This window comes from Vibrio sp. 2033 (assembly GCF_033339735.1).
Genome location: NZ_JAWOVC010000436.1, coordinates 1 through 652, shown reverse-complemented (window position 1 = coordinate 652; position 652 = coordinate 1). Strand labels below are relative to the sequence as shown.

The following is a 652-nucleotide window of genomic DNA, read 5'->3' as shown; positions in this document are numbered from 1 at the left end:
ACCATCCGAGTAGAAAAGCTGACCAAAAATAGATAATAAGAGAGTAAAGAGATGGAAAAGCTAGCACGCAAACAAGTTCAAGAATTAACCCCGTATTTATCTGCTCGCCGAATTGGCGGCACGGGTGACGTTTGGCTCAACGCCAATGAATCTCCATTTAATAATGAGTACAAAACGGATTTTGCTCGCCTAAACCGCTACAGCGAATGCCAGCCAAAAGCGCTTATTTCTGCTTACGCTGCCTACGCGGGTGTAAAGCCAGAACAGACGCTTACTTCTCGTGGTGCTGACGAAGGTATCGAGCTTTTAGTTCGCGCTTTCTGTGAGCCAGGACAAGACGCGATTTTGTACTGCCCACCGACTTACGGTATGTACGCAATCAGTGCTGAAACCATTGGTGTTGAACGTAAGACTGTACCGCTAACATCGGATTGGCAGCTTGACCTTGCTGGCATCGAATCCAATCTCGATAACGTCAAGCTGGTTTTTGTTTGTTCGCCAAACAACCCAACCGGTAACCTCGTTAAGCGTGAAGATATTGTCTCTCTGCTTGAGATGACAAAAGACCGAGCAATCGTGGTCATGGACGAAGCGTACATCGATTTTTGCCCTGAGGCGTCAACGGTGGATTTGTTAGCTCAGTATCCAAATC

At 46.9% G+C, this 652-nt stretch carries 1 protein-coding gene; it reads left to right on the top strand.

Going from position 1 to position 652, the window contains the following annotated elements:
• Positions 1-51: 51 nt before the first annotated feature.
• The coding region (locus tag R7P74_RS27040) for an aminotransferase class I/II-fold pyridoxal phosphate-dependent enzyme (protein WP_318123749.1) at positions 52-652 on the top strand (601 nt) is incomplete at its 3' end.